18 protein-coding genes are annotated in these 21,318 nt (G+C 61.9%); 15 read left to right on the top strand and 3 right to left on the bottom strand.

Going from position 1 to position 21,318, the window contains the following annotated elements:
• Positions 1-47: 47 nt before the first annotated feature.
• The gene (locus tag Thiowin_RS06730) at positions 48-965 is read right to left on the bottom strand and encodes a TorF family putative porin (protein WP_328986974.1); all 918 of its coding nucleotides are present in this window, start codon (positions 963-965) and stop codon (positions 48-50) included.
• A gap of 320 nt (positions 966-1,285) precedes the next feature.
• Here Thiowin_RS06730 and ubiK point away from each other — a divergent pair, with 320 nt between their 5' ends.
• The 9 genes from ubiK (at position 1,286) to cydX (ending at position 13,061) form a co-directional block, all read left to right on the top strand.
• The gene (ubiK, locus tag Thiowin_RS06725) at positions 1,286-1,543 is read left to right on the top strand and encodes a ubiquinone biosynthesis accessory factor UbiK (protein WP_328986973.1); all 258 of its coding nucleotides are present in this window, start codon (positions 1,286-1,288) and stop codon (positions 1,541-1,543) included.
• Positions 1,544-1,620: 77 nt separating this feature from the next.
• Complete coding sequence (locus tag Thiowin_RS06720; RefSeq protein ID WP_328986972.1) at positions 1,621-3,240, top strand: YifB family Mg chelatase-like AAA ATPase; 1,620 nt, start codon at positions 1,621-1,623, stop codon at positions 3,238-3,240.
• Entirely contained in the window at positions 3,237-5,192 is a 1,956-nt protein-coding gene (locus tag Thiowin_RS06715) for an ATP-binding cassette domain-containing protein (RefSeq protein WP_328988020.1), read from the top strand. Before Thiowin_RS06720 ends, Thiowin_RS06715 begins: the two co-directional genes overlap by 4 nt.
• Positions 5,189-5,740 carry a DUF2939 domain-containing protein gene (locus tag Thiowin_RS06710; RefSeq protein ID WP_328986971.1) on the top strand — a complete coding sequence of 184 codons (552 nt, stop codon included), beginning with the start codon at positions 5,189-5,191 and terminating at the stop codon, positions 5,738-5,740. The genes Thiowin_RS06715 and Thiowin_RS06710 overlap by 4 nt, the downstream gene beginning before the upstream one ends.
• A gap of 181 nt (positions 5,741-5,921) precedes the next feature.
• A complete protein-coding gene (locus Thiowin_RS06705; RefSeq protein WP_328986970.1) occupies positions 5,922-8,435 on the top strand; it encodes a glycogen/starch/alpha-glucan phosphorylase in 2,514 nt (837 codons plus the stop codon).
• Between the two features lie 146 nt (positions 8,436-8,581).
• Positions 8,582-9,928 carry a Glu/Leu/Phe/Val family dehydrogenase gene (locus Thiowin_RS06700; RefSeq protein ID WP_328986969.1) on the top strand — a complete coding sequence of 449 codons (1,347 nt, stop codon included), beginning with the start codon at positions 8,582-8,584 and terminating at the stop codon, positions 9,926-9,928.
• Between the two features lie 155 nt (positions 9,929-10,083).
• Positions 10,084-11,742 carry a cytochrome ubiquinol oxidase subunit I gene (locus tag Thiowin_RS06695; RefSeq protein ID WP_328986968.1) on the top strand — a complete coding sequence of 553 codons (1,659 nt, stop codon included), beginning with the start codon at positions 10,084-10,086 and terminating at the stop codon, positions 11,740-11,742.
• 4 nt (positions 11,743-11,746) lie between these two features.
• Positions 11,747-12,889: a cytochrome d ubiquinol oxidase subunit II gene (cydB, locus tag Thiowin_RS06690; protein WP_328986967.1), complete on the top strand. Its 1,143-nt coding sequence runs from the start codon at positions 11,747-11,749 to the stop codon at positions 12,887-12,889.
• Between the two features lie 58 nt (positions 12,890-12,947).
• Entirely contained in the window at positions 12,948-13,061 is a 114-nt protein-coding gene (gene cydX / locus Thiowin_RS06685) for a cytochrome bd-I oxidase subunit CydX (RefSeq protein WP_328986966.1), read from the top strand.
• Positions 13,062-13,213: 152 nt separating this feature from the next.
• Here cydX and Thiowin_RS06680 read toward each other — a convergent pair whose 3' ends face one another.
• Positions 13,214-13,828: an N-acetylmuramoyl-L-alanine amidase gene (locus Thiowin_RS06680; RefSeq protein WP_328986965.1), complete on the bottom strand. Its 615-nt coding sequence runs from the start codon at positions 13,826-13,828 to the stop codon at positions 13,214-13,216.
• A gap of 463 nt (positions 13,829-14,291) precedes the next feature.
• Here Thiowin_RS06680 and Thiowin_RS06675 point away from each other — a divergent pair, with 463 nt between their 5' ends.
• The 6 genes from Thiowin_RS06675 to kdsB all read left to right on the top strand — a co-directional run bounded on the left by Thiowin_RS06675 (position 14,292) and on the right by kdsB (position 20,632).
• Entirely contained in the window at positions 14,292-15,641 is a 1,350-nt protein-coding gene (locus Thiowin_RS06675; RefSeq protein WP_328986964.1) for a L,D-transpeptidase, read from the top strand.
• Positions 15,642-15,739: 98 nt separating this feature from the next.
• Positions 15,740-16,390, top strand: a complete 651-nt coding sequence (locus Thiowin_RS06670; RefSeq protein ID WP_328986963.1) for a MotA/TolQ/ExbB proton channel family protein — start codon at positions 15,740-15,742, stop codon at positions 16,388-16,390.
• A complete protein-coding gene (locus Thiowin_RS06665; RefSeq protein WP_328986962.1) occupies positions 16,387-16,914 on the top strand; it encodes an ExbD/TolR family protein in 528 nt (175 codons plus the stop codon). The genes Thiowin_RS06670 and Thiowin_RS06665 overlap by 4 nt, the downstream gene beginning before the upstream one ends.
• On the top strand, positions 16,911-18,674 hold the full coding sequence (msbA, locus tag Thiowin_RS06660; protein WP_328986961.1) for a lipid A export permease/ATP-binding protein MsbA: 1,764 nt from the start codon (positions 16,911-16,913) through the stop codon (positions 18,672-18,674). The genes Thiowin_RS06665 and msbA overlap by 4 nt, the downstream gene beginning before the upstream one ends.
• 66 nt (positions 18,675-18,740) lie before the next feature.
• The gene (gene lpxK, locus Thiowin_RS06655) at positions 18,741-19,844 is read left to right on the top strand and encodes a tetraacyldisaccharide 4'-kinase (RefSeq protein ID WP_328986960.1); all 1,104 of its coding nucleotides are present in this window, start codon (positions 18,741-18,743) and stop codon (positions 19,842-19,844) included.
• On the top strand, positions 19,841-20,632 hold the full coding sequence (gene kdsB / locus Thiowin_RS06650) for a 3-deoxy-manno-octulosonate cytidylyltransferase (protein WP_328986959.1): 792 nt from the start codon (positions 19,841-19,843) through the stop codon (positions 20,630-20,632). Before lpxK ends, kdsB begins: the two co-directional genes overlap by 4 nt.
• A gap of 185 nt (positions 20,633-20,817) precedes the next feature.
• Here the strand turns inward: kdsB and Thiowin_RS06645 are convergent, their stop codons facing one another.
• Positions 20,818-20,946: a hypothetical protein gene (locus tag Thiowin_RS06645; RefSeq protein ID WP_328986958.1), complete on the bottom strand. Its 129-nt coding sequence runs from the start codon at positions 20,944-20,946 to the stop codon at positions 20,818-20,820.
• Positions 20,947-21,318: the final 372 nt, after the last annotated feature.

The raw sequence follows: 21,318 nt of genomic DNA, 5'->3' as shown, positions 1-21,318 counted from the left end.
CACCCCGCGCAATTAGCCTCTTGAGAAGATCAGACTACTCGGGCAGCTTAGAACTCCTTGTTCCAGCCCACCCAGACCTTCGCATCTTGGTCCCACAAATCTCCGGCATTCGTGGATTCACCGTCGACTTGCTCATAGGTCAAGCTGAAGGTGCCAAAGTCACCGGCCTCTTTGCTTATGGACGCACCCCAGTGCCAATAGTCGTAACTCGCCGTCCTGAGGCGACCGGCTTCCCGGTAGACCTCTTCGTCATGCTTAAAGTCGTAGTAGCCACCGAAAACTCCGAAACTGAACTCTTGGGGAAGAGGGATATCCAAGGCGGCGTTGTAGTAAAAGTCGCCATCATAGTAAAGTGCGTCTTTATTTGCCTTGCCACCCCAGGCGGTATATTGAATACCGGCAGACACGGCTGCCGCGCCGAAATCATAGCCGCCGGAAATACCAATTTCCCAGAAATCAACCTCATCTTTGCTGTCGGGATAAGCGTAGTAAATGGTATTGATGCCCAGGCTGGCGTTCTCATCGGGCAAGGCAAAGTCAAACCCGGCATAAAAGTCAAGCTCATAAGTCGGCGAATCGGCATTGGAGCCGGATGTGGTGCCCTGGACCAGCCAGCCATTCGGGGTATTGATTGGCGCCCCGGTATTTGGGTTGATTTGTACAAAACCCGTCACGCTTTGGCTGCCATCGTCCCAGTCGATGTTGGACGCCCAAGTGCCTGCCGAGAAACCACTCTCATGGGCAGCATCAACCCCACCCTGCACAGCCGCGCCATCACCTGTCTGCGTGACACCACGCCACATGTAGTTGGAAACAGCACCGATATTGGCACTGAGAGACCAAGGCCCTGCCGCGAAGGCAACACTGGTCCCGGCCAGTGACAGCGCGACCGCGGCTGCAAGACTGCTGAGTTGACGCGGCGACGGCTTGGTCGATTGAGTGTCTTTCATAGCGTCGATTTTCATGCGCTTTTCATCCTTACATTCGTTTGCGAGTTAAGAAAATGGGCACCAGGCTCCGCTTTGAGCTCCGCAAAACGGGAGCAGTTGAACCTCGATCACTGGATAAGCATAACGCATGCCAACCTGAAATGTTACGAAAAGACAACGGTTTTCAGGCATTTGTTGTAAAAACGCACCGTCCTGACGCACTATCATTGGGCGAGTGATGGGTGCAAGCAGGGCATCGACGCACCGATACGGTGCATGAATCCTCCGGCGACGCGACACCTGATCAGGCTTATAATGACCGGTATTTCCTTATGCCAAGAACAGGTAGCCTCGATATGATGGATCCAAAACAACTCGACGACCTCGCCCGCCGTCTCAGCGCCGCGATGCCCAAGGGAGTGCAGGTGTTGCAGGAAGACCTACAGCGCAGCATGCGCGCCACGCTCGAAGCGGGCTTGAGCCGGCTTGACCTTGTCACCCGTGAGGAGTTCGATATCCAGGCCGCGGTGCTGGCACGCTCCCGCGCCAAACTGGAAACACTCGAAGCACGCGTGGCCGAGCTCGAGGAAGCGGCTCGCGCTGCCAAGACCTGAGCCACTCGAGCATGATGTGCGGCAACATTCTCGCCAGATGGCCAAAACACCACCAATGAGTGGCGAGCGAGTGGCCTGTGGGTCTCAGTATTCTTTATAGCCGCGCGCCCTATGGCATACAGGCACTCGAGGTGATCGTCGAGGTACAGACCGCCGGCGGTCTGCCCGGTCTGTCCATCGTTGGATTACCGGAAATGGCGGTGCGCGAGAGCAAGGACCGGGTGCGAGGAGCGCTGCGCAGCGGCAGCTTCAAGTTTCCGGACGGTCGCGTGACCATCAATCTGGCGCCGGCTGATTTGCCCAAGGATGGCGGTCGCTTCGATCTACCCATTGCACTTGGCATTCTTGGCGCATCTGGGCAATTGCAACCCGAGGCCATCGCCGAGCATGAGTTCTTGGGCGAGTTGGCCCTCTCTGGCACTCTGCGGCCAGTTTCAGGCGTATTGCCCTCGGCACTGGCCGCGCGCGCGGCCGGGCGCGCACTGGTGCTGCCGGTTGAAAACGCCGATGAAGCTAGCCTGGTGCGCGATTTGCGCATCCTGCCCGCGCGCCATCTGCTTGATGTCTGTCAGCACCTGAACCAGATCGAGGCGCTGTCGCCTCACCAACCGCAACCCGCTTCCAAACCGACCGGCGCCCCGCTGCCCGACCTGGACGAAGTCCGCGGCCAGCCCCAGGCCAAGCGCGCGCTGGAAATTGCCGCCGCAGGCGCTCATAGCCTGCTGTTCGTCGGCCCGCCCGGGACCGGCAAATCCATGCTCGCGAGCCGCCTGCCCGGGATTCTGCCGCCCCTGAGCGAAGAAGAAGCCCTGGAAGCGGCGGCCGTGCGTTCAGTGGTGGGACGCCAGCAGCCTGATCGCAGCCGCTGGCGCGAACGGCCCTTTCGCGCACCCCATCACACCGCGTCCGGGCCGGCCCTGGTCGGCGGCGGCAGTCATCCGCGCCCAGGCGAGATCTCGCTCGCCCACCACGGGGTGCTCTTTCTGGATGAACTGCCCGAGTTCGACCGCCGGGTGTTGGAGGTGCTGCGCGAGCCGCTTGAATCCGGGCGTATTCATATCTCGCGCGCCGCACGCCAGGCCGAGTTCCCCGCACGCTTTCAGCTCCTGGCCGCCATGAATCCCTGTCCCTGCGGCTATCTTGGCGACCCGAGCGGGCGCTGTCGCTGCACCGCCGAGCAGGTCGGGCGCTATCGTGCCCGTATTTCAGGTCCCCTGCTTGATCGCATCGATATGCAGCTCGAAGTTCCCAGGCTAAGCACGGCCGAGCTTGCTGGCCCGCGCCTTCCCGGTGAATCCAGTGCCGCGGTGCGCGAGCGGGTGTGCGCCGCACGCGCCCGGGCCGAGGCGCGCAGCGGCGCTCCCAACAGCCAATTGCAACCCGCCGGCATCGAGCAACATTGCCAGCTCGACGATACCAGCCGCGCCCTGATTGGCACCGCCATACAGCGCCTGGCACTCTCGGCACGCGCCTATCATCGAATCCTGAAGCTCGCGCTCACCATCGCCGATCTCGATCAGAGTCCGGCCATCACACCAGCGCATCTGAGCGAAGCCATCGGCTACCGCCGCCTGGATCGCGGCGACGCGCCCGGCGCAACATCGGGCCAGAGATGGAGCCAACCATCAACTGGGCCAGCAACTGGGCCAGCAAGCGCGTCATCAAATCCGAAACCCCAAAGGCCATCGCGGGCATGATCGAACTGCGCGCGCTCAGTCTCAGACGCGGCCACATTCTGCTGTTCGAGCAGGCCGATCTGCGCATTCACCCCGGCCAGCGCCTTGGCGTGGTGGGCCCCAACGGCTGCGGCAAATCCAGCCTCTTTGCCTTGCTGCGCGGCGAGTTGACACCCGACCATGGCGAACTCAGCCTACCGCCGACCTGGCAACTGGCGGCGGTCGCGCAGCAAACCCCGTCAGGCCAGCAAAGCGCCCTGGACTTTGTGCTCGACGGCGATGCACCCTGGCGCCGCCTGAACAATGAGATGGAGGCGGCAGCCGGCGCGGCGGACCAGGGCCTGCACCTGGCCAAATTGCACGATGCCTTTGAGGCCATTGACGGCTACCGCGCCGAAAGCCGCGCCGCGCGATTAATGCAGGGACTGGGCTTCGCACCGGGCAGCGAACAGCGCCCGATCGACAGCTTCTCGGGCGGCTGGCGTATGCGCCTGGCCCTAGCCCAGGCACTGATGTGCCGTTCCGACCTGCTGCTGCTCGACGAACCCACCAACCATCTCGATCTTGACGCCGTGATCTGGCTCGAGAGCTGGCTGAAAGACTACCCCGGCACCCTGCTGCTGATTTCACATGATCGCGATTTTCTCGACGCCATTGCCACCCATATCTGCTACTTCGAGCAAGGCCGACTGGGACTGCTCAACGGCGGATATTCCGCCTACGAACGCCAGCGCGGCGAGCGACTGGCGCAGCAGCAGGCGGCACACGCAAAACAGCAGCGCGAAATCGCCCATGCGCGCAGCTTTGTTGACCGCTTTCGCGCCAAAGCGACCAAAGCGCGCCAGGCCCAGAGCCGACTCAAGGCGCTAGAGCGCATGGAGTTGATCGCCCCGGCGCATATCGACTCGCCCTTCTCCTTTGCTTTTTTTGCACCGGCGCGCGCGGCCAATCCGCTGCTCAGGCTCGAGGGCGCTGGGGTGAGCTATGGCGAAACCCCGGTGTTGCGGGAGCTTGATCTCAGCCTCGCACCCGGCGCCCGCATCGGCCTGCTTGGCCCCAATGGTGCTGGCAAGTCCAGCCTGATCAAACTTCTCGCTGGCCATCTGGCGCCGGCGAGCGGCGAGCGCCTTGCGTCCGAGGGGCTGAAGATCGGCTATTTCGCCCAGCATCAACTCGACCAGCTCAATCCCGATGATTCGGCCCTCGGGCATCTGCGCTGCCTCGACCCGGAGCGTCCGGAACAGGGGTTGCGCGACTATCTCGGTGGTTTTGGCTTTGGTGGCGAGCGCGTCACCGACCCCATTGCTCCCTTCTCGGGCGGCGAGAAAGCACGCCTGGCCCTGGCATTGCTGGTCTATCAGCGTCCCAATCTGCTGTTGCTTGACGAGCCGACCAATCATCTCGACATCGACATGCGCTTGGCCATCAGCCGCGCGCTCCAGGCCTTTGCCGGGGCTCTGGTGCTGGTCTCGCACGACCGTCATCTGTTGCGCCTGAGTTGCGACGAGCTATGGTTGGTCGACCAGGGCCAGGTGACTCATTTTGACGGCGACCTCGACGACTACCCCGCTTGGCTCGCCGCACGCAACCAAACACCAGCCGCAACCAAATTCAATGGAGCGGCCGCTGCCAACATCGGCACTGACTCCCAGGCTGGCGCCAATGCCAGTCCAAATGCTGGCGAACGCGATGCCCGCAAGGATCAGCGCCGGCGCGAGGCCGAGGCCCGTGCCCGCACTCTGCCGCTGCGCCGGCGCCTGAGTAAGCTTGAGCAGCGTCTGGATCATCTCGGCACACGCCAGGGCGAGCTGGAAAGCGCGCTCGGCGACAGCGCCCTGTACCAGGAAGACGCCAAAGCCCGACTCTTGTCGCTGATTTCCGAAAAGCAGAAAGTGGACACCGATCTAGCCTGTGTTGAACAGGACTGGCTCCTGGCCAGCGAAGCTCTGGAAAAGGCCGAGGCGGCCGCATGACCCAGGTACCGCCCCAGCATCGCTGGCAGTGGTGGATGAGCGAATTCCACGAACTGCGCGACCGACCTCTGCGCCTGCCGAAATGGACCTGGCGCGCTCTCCTGAGCCTGGCGCTGATCGCGGCGCTGCTCTTCGCCTCGCCCTACTGGACCCTGTGGCGCATGAGTCGCGCGGCCAGTTCGGCCACGCCGGAAGCGCTGCGCCCCTTCATCGACCTGGCGGCGGTGCGCGATCAGATTCGCCGCCGCCTCAACAAAGACCTCAAGAGCCGCATTGGAGAGGTTTCGGATCCCTTCATCGAATGGATCGAGCAGGGTCTGCAACAGCGGGGAACCAAAGCCCTTGAGCACCTGGTCACGCTCGAATGGATCGCCGGACTGCTGCGCGATGAGAGCAGTCAGACTCAGCTGTTAGAACGTGTTCGCCATGCCTTTTACGCCCCTCCCCATGGTTTCCTGATCAAGCTTGAACAGCAGAACGGACAACCCATCAACCTGCTGCTGCGCCCGGCGCCGCTGCGCTGGCGCATCACGGCTGTCTCTTATTGAAGGTGCCGAGGCAACTCAAGCAGCGCGATCCATCACCAACAAGTTCGGACGCTTTTGCTACACTGCCGCCATGCCGCGGGCTGGGTCCGAAGGGGCTCCGCACGCAATCCTAACGGGCGCTGACAGGATGACGCCAGTGCTCGAGATGTCTTATTCCCTGTTTTTTTCTTAAGGTTATTCCATGTCTCCGTTCAAAGACCTTCGCGAGAGCTCTCCTAACGACAGCCTGTTCGACCTGCCGCCCCTGGCGATGGACGGCCCCGGGCTAGCCAGAGATTTTCAGCACTATTACGCGCATAATTTTGGCCGTGATCGCGATTGCCGCTCCAGCTACTACCCCTACAAGGCTCTGGCCGTCGCCTTGCGTGATCGGCTGATGGAGCGCTGGAAAAGCACCCGCGCCGCGCAGGATGTCGCCAACTGCAAGCGCACCCACTATCTGTCGCTCGAGTTCCTGATGGGCCGCGCCATGAGCAACGCCCTGATGAATCTGGGCCTGGCCGAAGGTGCCGCGAAAAACCTGCACGACATGGGGTTGATCCTGGAGGAAATTGAAGCCGCTGAAATGGACGCCGGCCTCGGCAATGGCGGCCTGGGTCGACTCGCGGCCTGTTTTCTCGATAGTTGCGCCACCCTGCAACTGCCAGTAAAAGGCTACGGACTACGCTACGAATACGGCATGTTCCGCCAACTGATCGAAAACGGTCATCAGGTCGAGGAACCCGATCATTGGCTGCGTGATGGCGTTCCCTGGGAACTGGAGCGCCCGGAATACACCCAGCGCATTAGATTCGGCGGCCGCACCGAGGACTATACCGACGAACACGGACGCCCGCACAAGCGCTGGGTCGACACCAACAATGTGCTGGCTGTGCCTTACGACATTCCTATCCCCGGCTACCTGAACGACACCGTCAATACGCTACGCCTGTGGTCGGCCGCCGCCACCGATGAATTCGACCTCGGCGAATTCAACGCCGGCAGTTATCCGGAATCCGTCGCGGCCAAGAACGACGCCGAGCACATCACCATGGTGCTCTACCCGAACGATGCCAATGAGTGCGGCAAGGAACTCCGGCTGCGCCAGCAGTATTTTCTCGCCAGCGCCAGCATCAAGGATGTGATGCGCGACTGGATTCGTCTACACGGCAAGGACTTTACCCACTTTGCCGAGAAGAACTGCTTCCAGCTCAACGACACCCATCCGGCAGTCTCGGTGCCCGAACTGATGCGCCAGCTGATGGATGAGCATTACCTGGAGTGGAAGGACGCCTGGGCCATCACCAGCCAGACCATGGCCTACACCAACCACACCCTGCTGCCCGAGGCACTGGAGCGTTGGCCGGTGCGGCTGTTCGCACAATTGTTGCCTCGGCTACTGGAAATCATCTACGAGATAAACGCCCGCTTTCTGTCCGAGGTGGCCGGGCGCTGGCCGGGCGACATGGATCGCCAGCGGCGCATGTCGCTGATCGAGGAGGGAGATGATCCACAGGTGCGCATGGCCTTCCTGGCCATAGTCGGCAGTTTCTCGGTCAATGGCGTGGCGGCGCTGCATTCGGAGCTGCTGATTCGCGGGCTGTTCCGGGATTTTTATGAACTCTGGCCGGATAAGTTCAACAACAAGACCAATGGCGTCACTCCGCGCCGCTGGCTGGCCATGTGCAATCCCGGTCTGCGCGAATTGCTCAACGACACCATCGGCGAGGACTGGGTCAATGACCTCTCCCTGCTCGAACGCCTGGCACCCTCGGCCGAGGATGCCGCCATGCGTGAGCGCTGGGATAAGATCAAACAAAGCAACAAAGAGCGCGTCGCGACCATGGTCAAGGCCGCCTGCGATGTCGACTTCCCGACCGAGTTTTTGTTCGACGTGCAGGTCAAGCGCATCCATGAGTACAAGCGCCAACTGCTCAATGTCCTGCACTTGATTTATCTCTACGCGCGCATCAAGCGCGGTGAAGACCTCGGCACACCGCGTTGCACACTATTCGGCGGCAAGGCGGCGCCCGGCTATGAAATGGCCAAGCGCATCATTAAGCTGATCAACAATGTCGCCGCCGTGGTCAATGCCGATCCCAAGGTCAATAAGCAACTGCGCATTGCTTTCATTCCGGACTATCGCGTCTCGGTGATGGAAGTCCTGGCCCCGGGAACCGATCTGTCCGAGCAAATCTCCACCGCCGGCAAGGAGGCCTCGGGCACCGGAAACATGAAGTTCATGATGAACGGCGCGCTCACCATCGGTACCCTGGATGGCGCCAATATCGAGATTCGCGACAAGGTGGGTGATGAAAACTTCTTCCTGTTCGGCCTTACCGCCGAGGAGGTCGAGCGCACCCGCGGCCACTATGACCCCAATGGCATCATTGCAAGCTCCCCCGCCTTGGCCGAGACCATGGCCTTGCTCGAATCCGGCCATTTCTGTCAGTTCGAGCAGGGGATTTTCGACCCCATCATCCACAGCATCCGCGATCCCAACGACCCCTGGCTGACGGCGGCCGATTTCGACAGCTACCGCCAAACCCAGGAGCAGGTGGCCGAGGCGTATCAGGATCGCGAGCGTTGGTTGCGCATGAGCATGCTTAACACCGCCCACAGCGGCTATTTCTCCTCTGATCGCACCATCGCCGAGTACAACCGCGATATCTGGCGGCTTGATCCGGTGCGACCACCGGCGCCTGGGAAACGCTAGCGAGTTCGGATGGAACAGGATGGGGCGGAATGGGATGGGATGGCTGGCCGAGAGCTTGCCCTCCAAGTCCACCCGGGGCGGCCTGAGGGTCGCCCCGGCCGGACCGCCCCAATTTCCTCAGGTCGGATGACGTTTGGACAAACTCCATGAGCGACACACAACAACCAACCGCTGAAACCACTGGCCCGGCCCCGCGCGAACTCGATCCCGAGCGCATCATCGATGTGCAATTCGCGCGCGCCTGTGCCCACTTCAGCGACATTGACCCCGGGATGATTCAGGTGCTGCGCCACCCAAGGCGCACCATTACCGTCAATGTGCCCATTCAGCGCGACGACGGCAGCCTGGCGAATTTCGTCGGTTACAGAGTCCTGCACAATCGGCTGCTCGGACCCGGCAAGGGTGGCATCCGCTACCACCCCCGGGTGTCCCTGTCCGAAGTCGGTGCCCTGGCCGCGCTCATGACCTGGAAATGCGCCCTGGTGCGCGTACCCTTCGGCGGCGCCAAGGGTGGTGTGACTTGCGATCCCAAAGACTTGAGCGAGCGCGAACTGCGCCACATCACCCGCCGCTTCATCTCGGAACTTGGCGACAACATCGGTCCTTATACCGACATTCCAGCGCCGGATCTCTACACTAGCTCACAGACCATGGCATGGATTCTGGACACCTTCGACGCCATGCATCCCGGTAAGAACAATCTGCCGGTGGTCACGGGCAAGCCGCTGGAACTCGGCGGCTCCGAGGGACGGGACGAGGCCACCGGACGTGGCTGTGTCTACAGCGCCGAGCGCCTGGTATCCCTTGGCGCGGTGCCGGGCCTGAGTGAGTTGGCCGGCGCGAGGGTCGTCATTCAGGGCTATGGCGAGGTCGGCCGGGTGGCGGCACAACTGCTGCACGAGCGCGGCGCGCGCATCATCGCCATCAGCGACTCGCGTGGCGCCGTTCTCGACCCCGAGGGGTTGGATCTGGCCGCCCTCGCTCGCCACAAGGCTGAAACCGGCAGCGTGCTGGGCTTTGCCGAGAGCCGCAACATCACCCCCGCGGAGCTACTGGCACTTGAGTGCGACCTGCTGATTCCGGCCGCGCTTGGCGGGCAGATTCATTCTGGCAATGCCGTGCAGATCAAGGCCCGATTGATCGTCGAAGGCGCCAATCGGCCCATCACGCCGGAGGCCGATGACATCCTGACCGACAAGGGTATTTTGGTACTACCGGACATCCTGGCCAATGCCGGCGGCGTCACCGTGAGTTACTACGAGTGGGTGCAAAACATCGAGCACCACACCTGGCCACTCGAAGAAATAAACAGCAAGCTGCGGGTACGCATGAACGATGCCACCGACAGGGTGGCTTCTCGCTGGCGCCAGTTCTCGCCACCCACGGATACGATGAAAGGCGATTCAAAACGCCACGATCTGCGCACCGCCGCGCTGGTGGAATCCCTCGAACGCCTGACCCATGTCCTGCGGCAACGCGGCATCTGGCCCTGATCTTTCGCATCGACTCGGGCCAATGGCAATATCCGACCTATCATCTCGGACTCTAACCTGCTTTAATTCGCGGTCGGGGTCGGCGCCTGTCTGGTTAGGCCACCCGCGCATGGGCCCCGAGCCACCCAATCCTTCCATCTTGAGGAATCAGCGCGATGCTTGACAGTACCATGATCGAGCTATCGCGATGGCAGTTCGCCGCCACCGCGATGTATCACTTCCTCTTCGTGCCCCTGACATTGGGGCTCTCCTGGATGCTGGTCATCATGGAGAGTGTCTATGTCATGACCGGGCGCGAAATCTACCGTGACATGACCAAATTCTGGGGCAAGTTGTTCGGCATCAACTTCGCGCTCGGGGTCACCACCGGACTGACCATGGAATTTCAGTTCGGCACCAACTGGTCCTACTACTCCCACTATGTCGGCGATGTCTTCGGCGCCCCGCTGGCCATAGAGGGCCTGATGGCCTTTTTCCTTGAATCCACCTTCATTGGCCTGTTCTTCCTCGGCTGGGAGCGACTCAGCAAGCGTCAGCATCTCACCGTCACCTTCCTGACCGCGCTGGGATCCAACCTCTCCGCGCTCTGGATTTTGATCGCCAACGGCTGGATGCAATATCCGGTTGGCGCGGAGTTCAGCTACGAGACCATGCGCATGGAAATGACCAGCTTCTGGGAACTCCTGATGAACCCAGTCGCACAGGTCAAATTCGTGCACACCGTGGCCGCGGGCTATGTGACCGCCTCCATGTTCGTGATGGGCATCTCAGCCTGGTACATGCTCAAAGGCCGCGATCTGGCCTTCGCCAAGCGCTCCTTCTCGGTCGCGGTGGGCTTTGGCCTGGCCTCCATCCTGTCGGTCATACTGCTAGGCGACGAATCCGGCTACGAGGTGGGCGACGTTCAGCGCGTCAAGCTGGCCGCGATCGAGGCCGAGTGGCACACCGAGAAAGCACCCGCCGGCTTCACCCTTTATGGTGAACCCAGTAACGAGGACGAGGAAACCCACAACGCCGTTAAAATCCCCTGGGCACTGGGGCTGATCGCCACCCGCTCGCTCGACAAGGAAGTGGTGGGTCTGAAGGATTTGATGCGCGATCATGAAATCCGCATCCGCTCCGGGATGATCGCTTACAACTATCTGCAAAAACTGCGTGGCGGCGAGGATACCGAGGCCAATCGCGCGGTCTTCGAGGAACATGTCGATGACCTCGGCTACGGGCTGCTGCTTAAGCGCTACACCGACAATCCCGCCGAGGCCACCGAGGAGCAGATCAAGCTCGCCGCCAAGGATTCCATCCCCGAGGTAGCGCCCCTTTTCTGGAGCTTCCGCGTCATGGTCATGGCCGGCTTCTGGATGCTGCTGTTGATCGTGCTTGGTTTCTACTACAACGCCAAGCGGGTCATCCAACAGAAACGCTGGCTGCTGCGTGCCTTCCTGTGGAGCATTCCGGTCCCCTGGATCGCGGCAGAGACCGGCTGGTTCGTGGCGGAATTCGGCCGCCAGCCCTGGGCCATCGGCGAAGTGCTGCCAACCAGCATCGCGGCCTCGAGCCTGACAGCGGATCAAGTCATGACCAGCCTGACAGCCTTTATCATCTTCTACACCGCGCTCTTCCTGATCGAGATGTTCCTGATGATCAAATTCAGCCGTCAGGGTCCGAGTTCACTCCATAGCGGGCGCTATCACCATGAGCGCGAGGCCGGAACTGGAACCGGAAGCGGATCAGGTACCGGAGCAGGCACCGGATCAGGCACAGGCGGCGGCGCCATGCCCGCGAGCGCACCGAGCAAGGAAAACACGGGAGACTGATACCATGATCCTCGACTACGAAGTGCTGAAACTCATCTGGTGGGTGCTGGTCGGCGTGCTCTTCATTGGCTTTGCCGTCACCGACGGCATGGACATGGGGGTAGGCACCCTGCTGCCCTTCCTGGGCAAGAACGACCTGGAACGCCGGGTGATCATCAATACCGTTGGGCCGCACTGGGACGGCAATCAGGTATGGCTGATCACGGCCGGCGGGGCGATCTTCGCCGCCTGGCCGCTAGTCTATGCGGCGGCCTTCAGCGGGTTTTATTTCGCCATGCTGCTTGCCTTGTTCGCCTTGTTTTTCCGACCAGTCGGCTTTGACTATCGCAGCAAGATCGAAAACCCGATGTGGCGCAGCGCCTGGGACTGGGGTCTGTTTATCGGCGGCGCGGTGCCGGCACTGGTGTTCGGCATTGCCTTTGGCAACCTGCTACAGGGGGTGCCCTTCCACCTCGATGAACTGCTGCGGCCTTACTACACCGGCAGCTTCTTCGGGCTGCTCAACCCCTTCGCGCTGCTGGTCGGTGTGGTCAGCCTCGCCATGCTGACCATGCACGGGGCCATCTGGCTGCAGCTGCGCACAGGGGAGCCGGTCGCCTCGCGCGCCAAGGCGGTCGTCAAGGCACTGGGGCTGACGACCATCGCCACCTTCGCGCTGGCCGGTATCTGGCTGGCAATCGCTGGCTATGGCTACTCAGTGGTCGAAATGCCCGGCGCCGACGCCATCCCCAATCCGCTCACCAAGGAGGTGGTGGCTGATCGCTGGGGCTGGCTCAACAGCTACAAGGACTGGCCGCTGACACTGCTCTTCCCCATCCTCGGCTTTGCCGGCCTGGGCGGCGCCATCTCCATGTCCATGCAAGACCGCGCGGGGCTGGGACTGATCCTGAGCGGCCTGGGGATTACCGGCATCATCATGACCGCCGGTTCCGCCATGTTTCCCTTCATCATGCCCTCAAGCACCAACCCCAACAGCAGTCTGATTGCCTGGGATGCCGTCTCTAGTCATCTGACGCTGACGGTGATGTTCTGGGCGGCCATGATCTTCATCCCCATCATCCTCGCGTATACCACCTGGACTTACGCCAAGATGTGGCGACGCATTACCACCGAGGAAATCGACGCCCAGAAAACCCTGGCCTACTGAGTCGCCCAATTAAGTCGCTCAACCGCTCATTGGTCAATCCATCACCGGAGGACAAAGCATGTGGTATTTCGCCTGGATTCTCGGCGTCCTGCTGGCTATCGCCTTTGGCATCATCAATGTCATGTGGTATGAGTCCGAGCAGTACCTCGGGCCTGCCAACGACGATGACTGAGTCGCGCGGAGTCTGCTAATCCGCATTTAGGGGCGCTGAGCGCCCCTTTTTCATGTCCGCAATCCCGATTCTGTGTGACCAAGGTTTGGGCGCAAACTGGTGCAACCGCCAGCATGCCTGACTGTCCGTCAAGGACGTGCTGGGGCTCCGTTTTAGTTCCAAGCTGAATCTTGGCCTGAGTCTTGGCCTGAGTCTCGCCGGAGTTCAGCCAATACCCGCTCCCAGGGGAAGGCCGCGCCTGGATCCTGCTTGCGCTTGATCGCGACGCCCTTGCAAACAATGGTTGAATCATCAAGCTCGGCATGGGATTTAATCGCATCCCCGTCCAACCGATGACGCTCAAGCAGCCCGCGCAGAAGTTCCACCAAGCGATCAATCTGCGCTGGGGGAAAAGGATCAACACCATCGCCGTCATTGACCAGCTCAATGCCGATGGAGTCCTGATTATGCCCGCGCACATGCCAGGCGACCTGGGACTCAGGCACCATACTCACGACCCGACCATCACGGCCAATGACGTAGTGGATGCTGATGCGGCTACGGTTGCGCAGAAAATGCCCCAGGATGCCATCCAGCGTGCCGCCGCGAAAACTGCGCGAGTCAATGCAGTCCGGCCCACCAGTGGCATGCAGAACAATCATGCGCACCCCACCCGGCCGCGGTTTGCCCGTCACCAACACCTGATCATCCAAGGCCAAGACGGGCGGCATGGCAAGGCCCAGAAACAATAACAAGGGAAAAATACCTTTCATCACAGCAATTTTCATGACAGCACCTCGGCTAATTTGCCAGAACGTGCGCGTCGGCTGCGTCACATTTGGGCCGCGCGCTGCTACAATGACCATGAGCCGCCGAACATTTCAGCCGCCCCGGGGCGAGGCTTGACTTCAGGGTTTGAACGGAATTTCAAACTCTTTTATCACCGGCCGCGAGCCACATTCTGTTCCACCCAAGAGAACCAGAAAGCCCACCATGTTGCTTCGAATGCCACATTGCGACCCATGGCTGAGAACCACCTGGCTGAGAACCATCCTAGCTAGCTGCCTTGTCCTCTGTTATCAGGCTTTCTGTCACTCGGCGTTCGCGCAACCCCGCTCGGTCGTGCATATCTCAGACCATCCTAAGGAGTCGGCGGCATGGAGCGCCTGGCAGAGGCTCGCGCGGCGCCATCCTGATGCCGTCGCAGGACTCCAGCCCCAGGTGGTCGAGCGCGACTGGGTCTTTTCATTAATGGCAACGACAGCGGGCGGCGACGCCCAAAGTGGCTGCCAGAAGCTGCGTCAGGCCGGTCATCAGTGTTTCTTGACCCGGTTGGATGTCAGCACCATCCCGAGCGAATCATCCGACATTCCAGGCACTGAACAAAGGCAAAACGCCGTTCCAGATGCCAAGCCAATCGCGGAGCGGACCGCCGAGCCAATTGCCGAGCCAACCTCCAATCAGGCCGCCAAGCCAATCGCCAAGCCAATCGCCAAGCAGGCCGATATTCAATCCCTTTCTCCACCCACAGCTTCGCCCGTCGCCGCGGTCAGCACCCAGCCAACCACTGAACAGCCCGGCATGCAGCTCGCGCTTTACCATGACAGATCCATGGCCGAGCAAGGCTGGCAATTGCTCCACGCGCGTTTCCCCGATCTGCTCGGCGATGTGATACCGGTCTACACCCAGCTTTATCACTACATCGCGCTGCGCGCGGTTGCCGGTGACGCGCTCGAGCGCGACAGAATCTGCGCCAGTTTGCGCCAGCGCGGCGCCGAATGCCTACCAACCCCAGTGGCCTTCTCTGGCAGTCTGGCGACACTGCACACACAGACCGACAAGCAGCCGCCTAACTCTGTCGACACGGACCGCAGCGAAACAAAGGCCGGCAACACAGATCGAGCCCCTGATGTCCCGTCTAGCACAGCTCCAACCGATGCGGAAGCAGACGCCTATCCGGTGGAAGATGGCACTGAAGATAATCGCCACAATGCAGATCGCGAAGAAAATGCCGAGGCTACCAGCGGCGAACCCCTTGATGCAGATTCCGCACCAGCGGATACCGAGACACAAAGCACTCCACCACCGCCTCCACCAAAGCCACCCGCGCGCTTTGGACAGGGCGGTGCCACGCTGGATTATTCGGCATCCCCCTTGGGGCCGGATTCCATCCTCATCTCCATTGCCGACCGCAAGCTGCTCTACCATGCCAAGGATGGCACCATCTATGTCTGGCCGGTCGCGATTGGGCGCCACTGGTCCTATCACATTTTCGGCGATACCCAAATCACCGTGAAACGCCCCAACCCGACTTGGACACCTCCACCGGACATGCGCAAGCGCAACCCAAAATTGCCAACCAGCATGGGACCTGGCCCGCGCAATCCGCTCGGCGCCTACGCGCTCAATCTTGGTTTTCCCTATATTCGCATCCATGGCACCGACCAGCCGCGGACTGTCGGTCGAGCGGCTTCCTCCGGTTGCTATCGCATGCACGCCGATGCAATCAAGTTTCTGTTTCAGTCGGTCTCCGTTGGCACGCCAGTGCGCATTACACCCGAGCCACTGGCTTCGCTGATGCCAAGAACTGCCGCAAGATAAGGCCCCAACTGACTCGCGTCAGTCCCTCACACCGCGATAGCCCGTTCTGGCGCCGCACGCCATGGCACCCTGGACACAAAAATCCGCTCACTGAAATAATGCTTGCCTTCACTTCCGTCATCGACTTGTTCCGCGCTGCCGGCTGGCTCATGTGGCCGATTTCCCTGTGCTCGGTCGCCACCCTGGCCATTGTGCTCGAGCGCTTTTGGGCGCTGCGATCGCGCGCGATCATGCCGGGGGATCTGGTCGAGAGCATCTGGCAACTGCACCGACATGGTGACCTCACGGATGCACGCATTGCCGAGCTACGCTCGGGTTCGGCGCTCGGGCGCATGCTTGCCGCCGGTCTGGTGAACCGCGCGCATTCGCGCGACATCATGAAGGAAAGCATCCAGGACACTGGCCGTCAGGTGGTGGCGGAGATGGAGCGCTATCTCGATATGCTTGGCACCATTGCCTCGGTCGCGCCCCTGCTCGGGCTGCTTGGCACCGTCATTGGCATGATCGATGTCTTTAGCGTCATCATGCAAGCCGGCGTGGGTGATCCAAGGGTCCTCGCCGGTGGCATTTCCAAAGCCCTGCTGACCACGGCGGCCGGTTTGTCGGTTGCCATTCCAGCGCTGCTGTTCCACCGCTATTTCAACAGCCGGGTGACGCACCTGGCGATTGGCATGGAAGAACAATCCCTGCGCCTGGTGGAAATCATTAAAGGCGAGCGCGAACCGAACGAGGAAGGCACTCCGGCATGAACCTGCGACCTCATCCACCGCGGCCAGCCGACCTCAACCTGACACCTTTGGTCGATGTGGTTTTTCTGCTGCTGCTGTTTTTCATGATTTCGACCACCTTCGAGCAACAACGGGAAATTCCCATCGCCCTGCCGGAGGCGAAAGGCCAGCCTGCTCGGCAATCCGACAGCAAGCCACTGGTCATCGTCATCGACAGCGACAGCCGCTACATCGTTGCCGAGCAGCCAATCGCGCCTGGTCCGGAGCAGGATACGCATGAGCTGCTGGTGCAGGCCTTGCGCCAAGCCACAGCCAAGTCTGCAAATCGCACCCTGCTGATCGAGGCCGACGCCCACACCCCTCATCAGGCCGTGATGCGGATGCTGGATGCGGCCCAAGAGGTTGGGCTCACCCGGCTTGCCTTTGCCGCCACGCACATACCAGGGGCGCAAGAGAAGAGCACGCCGCCAGCGCCAGCCATATCCGATCCCGCCGCGACAGCCCCAGTCGAGCCTGACGCCTCCTCCCCTCGGCCACCCCAATGACTCAATCAGAGCTCAATACCAGCGCGCGGGCCATCTATGCGCGCTTGCTTGGCTATGCCAAGCCCTACTGGGGCATGTTCACCCTGTCGATTGTCGGCATGCTGGTGTTCGCCGCCACCGAGCCACTGTTCGCCGCCATGATCAAGCCGCTGCTCGATGGCAGCTTTGTCGAGCGCGATCCAAACACGGTTCGACTCATGCCCTTTTTGTTGGTCGGGCTTTTCGTGGTGCGGGGTATCGCCGGCTTCACCAACACCTATTGCCTGAAATGGGTCGGCCGGCGCGTGGTGACCGATCTGCGCCAGCAGATGTTCGACCATCTGCTGCGTTCGCCAACCCGCTATTTCGACACCCATGGCTCGGGCCAGATTCTCGCCAAGCTGACCTACAACGTCGACAACGTCGCCAACGCCAGCACCTCGGCCGTCACCACCATTGTGCGCGATGGCTTCACCGCACTGGCGCTGCTGGCCTACATGCTGTACCTGGACGCCAAGCTGGCGGCCATTTTTCTGTTCATTGGCCCGACCACGGCCTTTGCCATCAAATACGCCACCAAAAGGTTCCGCCGCTACAGCAAACGCATTCAGGAGCGGGTCGGCTCCCTGACCCATGTCGCACAGGAAGCCATTGACGCCCACCGGGTCATCAAGGCCTTTGGCGGGCAGGACCGTGAGCGCGAGCAGTTCCAGCGGATGAACGAAAAAACCCGCGCTCTGCAGATGAAAATGGTCGCCACCGAGGCCGTCAGCGTGCCCCTGGTGCAGCTTATTTCGGCTGTGGCCATTGGGATAGTGGTTTATTTATCTACTATGCAAGGCCTGCGTGAAAACATTAGCGTGGGCAGTTTCATGTCCTTTGTGGTGGCCATGGGCCTGCTACTGCCGCCGGTCAAGCGCCTGACCTCGGTCAACTCCCATCTGCAGCGCGGCATCATCGCGGCCGAGAGCCTGTTCGAGCTGCTCGACACCGCTCCCGAGCCTGACAGCGGCACCCGCACCCTGGCACGCGCGCGGGGACAGATCGATTATGTCGATATTAGCCACAGCTACGACAAAAACAACGGCCTGGTGATCGAGGGCTTGAACCTGTCCATCGCCGCCGGTGAGAGCCTGGCCCTGGTCGGGCGCTCCGGCAGCGGCAAATCAACGCTTGCGAACCTGCTCGCGCGCTTCTATGAGCCCTGCGCCGGCCGGATTCTGATCGATGACATCGACATCCGCGACCTGCGCCTGGCCAGCCTGCGCGCGCAGATTTCGCTGGTTACCCAGGATGTGGTGTTGTTCAACGACAGCATCGCCAACAACATCGCCTATGGACGCATCGACCAGGTTTCGCGGGAGGACATCGAGCGCGCCGCCGAGGGCGCCCATGCACTGGATTTCATCCGTGCCCTGCCGCAGGGCTTCGACACCCTGGTCGGCGATCGCGGCGTGCTGCTCTCGGGCGGCCAACGTCAGCGCCTGGCCATTGCCCGCGCCATGCTCAAGGACGCGCCCATTCTGATTCTCGACGAAGCCACCTCGGCGCTCGATACCGAAGCCGAGCGCCACATCCAGGCCGCGCTCCAGACGCTGATGCGCGAGCGCACCACGCTGGTGATCGCCCATCGGCTCTCGACCATCGAGCAGGTTGATCGCGTGGTGGTCCTGGAACAGGGACGCATCGTCGAGCAAGGCTCGCACGCGGAGCTGATTGTCCGTGACGGTTATTTTGCCCGCCTGCGGCGCTTGCAATTTAGTCAGTCGACCCGCGCATGACCGACCTGCTCCACCCAAGCTCCCCCTTATCCGGCCGGATCGCGGCCTTGCTGTTGAGCCAATCCGGTGCGGCTTAACCAGCGCTCGGCCCAACTTGTGGCCAAACTGGCGGCCCAACTGGCGACCCAGCTTCAAGCCATCTGGTATGGCCCAGCGCATCCGGTGGCCTGGCTGCTGGCGCCCCTGGGCTGGCTTTACTGCGCCATCGCCCAGGCGCGCGCCGCCCTGTGGCGCCGGCGCTGGCGCCAGCCGCCAGAGGCGGATCAACGGATACTGGCACCGGTGATCGTGGTCGGCAACCTGACTGTCGGCGGCACCGGCAAAACACCGCTGGTTCTGTGGCTCGCCCAACATCTGCGCGAGCGCGGTTGGAGGCCCGGCATTCTCACCCGCGGCTATCGCGGTCAAGATCTGAGTCAGCCTCGGCGAGTCCCGGCCCGGGGCGACCCGCGCGATCATGGCGACGAGGCCGTGCTGCTGGCCAACCGCTCGGGCTGTCCGGTCATGGCGGGAGCCGATCGGGTCGCCGCCGCCAGGCGCCTGCTCAGCGAATGCGACTGCGATCTGCTGCTCGCCGATGACGGCTTGCAGCATTACCGGCTCAGGCGCGACCTGGAAATTCTGCTGGTCGATGGCCGGCGCGGCTTTGGCAACCGCCGCTGCCTGCCGGCCGGTCCATTGCGCGAGCCGGTTTCGCGCGCCCGTCGCGCCAACATCCTGCTGACCAACGGCGGCGACGACAATCGCCCAAACATGGCACTGCGACCGCAACGCGCCGTCAACCTGGCGGACCCGCGTCAAACCCGCGCCCTGGCGCAGTTCGTTGGTCCCCGGGTCGCCGCGGTGGCCGGCATCGGCAATCCCGAGCATTTCTTCAGGCTCCTTGAGTGCCACGGGCTGCGTATCACCCGCCTCCCCTACCCTGACCACCACGGATTCAGCCGCGCGGACGCCCGCCATTGGCCCGCCGGGCCGGTCCTGATGACCGAGAAGGACGCGGTCAAGTGCCGCGCCTTCGCCGAGTCCCGCCACTGGTATCTACCCGTGTCGGCGGTGCCCAATCCGGCGTTCATCCAGGCATTGGAGCCCTATCTCGGCGCACTGGAACAAGCTCGCGCGCAATCCCCCATCCGCCCAGCTCCCTCTCAAGCCTCGGAGTCCCCCGCGTGAATCCAAGCCCTTCCGCTCCCTCCAGTTCGCCCTTCAAAGTGGTCATTCCCGCCCGCCATGGTGCCTCGCGCCTGCCCGGCAAGCCCTTGGTCGACATTGGCGGCAAGCCGCTGATCGCGCATGTGTTGGAACGCGCCCGCGAAAGCCAGGCCGCCGAGGTGCTGGTCGCCACCGAGGATGAACGCATCGCGCGCGTCTGTCAGGAACTCGGCGCCGAGACGGTCATGACCTCCGACCAACATCTCAGCGGCTCCGACCGCATTGGCGAGGTGATGCGTCTGCGCGCCTGGGCGCCGGAGACCATCATCGTCAACCTCCAAGGCGACGAGCCCTGTGTGCCAGCCGCCCTGATCAACCAGGTCGCCGCGGCGCTCGAGCATCATCCAGAGCTTGGCATGGCGACCCTGTCAGCGCCCATGGACGCGACCAGGGCACTGAACGACCCCAATGTGGTGAAAGTGGTGACTGACGCCGAAGGCCGGGCGCTGTATTTCTCCCGTGCCCCCATTCCCTGGCAGCGAGATGCTTTACTGGGTGATGGCGCGCGGCTTCCGCCCAACCTTGTCTTTCAGCGCCACATCGGACTCTACGCCTATCGGGTGGACTTTCTGGCCCGCTTCCTGTCCTGGCCGCCCGCGCCACTCGAACGCATCGAAGCACTCGAGCAATTGCGCGTGCTCTGGAATGGCGAGCGCATTCAGGTCGAAGAGGCCTGCGCCCCCCTGGGTCCGGGCGTCGATACCCGCGATGACATCCCCGCCGTGCTGCAGTGGCTGAACCTTAACTAACAAACCCAACGAAAAGTTCGGCGAAAAGTTCGGCAAAAAAATGCCCCGAGCTTGCGCCCGGGGCCATTCACCACTGAGGAGGTTGAGAGACGGAGCTCGGCGGACAGAAAAAAGCGCCCCTCGCAATGGAGTAAAGCAAACCCTATGCCAGAGTTCCTCAGCGATGCTTGAAACAGTCTTGGCGCTCAATCCCGGCGAATCTCTTGCGCCTGATCAAGAAAAGCCTGAAATTCGCTTCTGGCAAAGGCGGTCACATCCACAAATGTCATGGCAAATGGTCCTTCATCATCATCTTGCGCCTGCTCTCCGCTCATCCCGGCGCACCATTCTAGTGCTCTCTCGGCTAAACGCTGCAATAAGGTGCATCACTGTGGATTGCCCGTCAGCGCACCCTCGGGAGTGAGCGCGATTGACTCCATCCAGCCTCTCTTGCAGGTCAAGTCAACATCTGGCGACCTTGACCCGTGCCACCCCGGTCAGATCCCGGGCCAGATTCCGGGCCAGATCCCGGGCCAGATCCCTGATCAGCCTGCGCGAAGTCCGGCTTATCGGATCCAATTGCTTCGCCACGCAGGCGATTCTGGAGCACGCCCAAGGCCGCCAAGCGCGGTTTGCAGGGACCAAGGCGGGCCAGGCGACAGGATCGCCGGTAGCAGTTTCCGGGATTGAGATCGACCCGTCGTCGA

The sequence above is a fragment of the Thiorhodovibrio winogradskyi genome (assembly GCF_036208045.1).
Lineage (GTDB): Bacteria > Pseudomonadota > Gammaproteobacteria > Chromatiales > Chromatiaceae > Thiorhodovibrio > Thiorhodovibrio winogradskyi.
The sequence above is the reverse complement of the archived record's forward strand: the minus strand, read 5'-3'. Positions and strand labels throughout refer to the sequence as shown.